The organism is Acetobacter fallax (assembly GCF_011516735.1).
Lineage (GTDB): Bacteria > Pseudomonadota > Alphaproteobacteria > Acetobacterales > Acetobacteraceae > Acetobacter > Acetobacter fallax.
Genome location: NZ_WOSX01000140.1, coordinates 1 through 777, shown reverse-complemented (window position 1 = coordinate 777; position 777 = coordinate 1). Strand labels below are relative to the sequence as shown.

Genomic DNA, 777 nt, shown 5'->3' with positions numbered 1-777 from the left:
AGGATGTCGAGACAACAATCTCGTCATCCTGCGCATGGTTGATGATTGCCCATATCCGCAGAGTTCTGCGAAAAATCAATCAAACCGCTTTCTGATTCAGGCTCTAAGTCAGGCTTTATGGTGCGTATTATTGTCTTTTGGATGAAATAAATTTATAATACTTATGTAATTATTTTAATTAGAGCGTGATAACATTATGTATGGCCCGTACCCTGCTGCCTTGAAGTGTTTTCTGCATTCAGTGGGTGTGTATGTGTTGAGCAGCCTGGCGAATACCTGTTCGATCGGGTTCAGATCGGACGAATATTCTGGCAGCAGAACCAGTCGGGGCCCGGCATTTCGGATTGTCGTGCGGGCCGCCCTGTTCCTGTGGCTACCCGGATTGTCGGCAATGACGATGTGGCCTGATCCAGGTGTTGGCACAAGTTCATTCCCGACATAGACACGGAACCTGTCGCCGTTGATCGGGCCATCAGACAGCCAGGGCGGGTCGATCCGATCGACCGGCAATGCGCCTATGAAAGTTGTGGTGTTCCAGGCCGGCCCCGAAGGGGCGCCATACAGGTCCAGATCTCGTCAATGAACACGAGGCGGCCGGGGTCAGTCGGATGTTGGTGCCGTTGCCATTGTGTCCGCTGCCGCGCGACATCCGGACGATCCTGCTCTGCGGCCCCGAGCGTTTTTTGAAGCTGAGCTTCTCGTCGTGGACGAACGTCCGGACTGAGCGGTAGTCAGCCCTGAGGCCGCGGTCGCCCGGTTCCCCAACCAGGCCGCGCA

The 777-nt window shown here is 54.8% G+C and carries 2 pseudogenes; one reads left to right on the top strand and one right to left on the bottom strand.

What is annotated here, in order from left to right:
* Positions 1-95 (top strand): annotated as a pseudogene (locus tag GOB85_RS18875) (IS5/IS1182 family transposase); the annotation flags it as partial.
* Between the two features lie 79 nt (positions 96-174).
* On the opposite strand, the pseudogene GOB85_RS18870 reads toward GOB85_RS18875, so the two are convergent.
* A pseudogene (locus tag GOB85_RS18870) lies at positions 175-777 on the bottom strand (transposase); the annotation flags it as partial.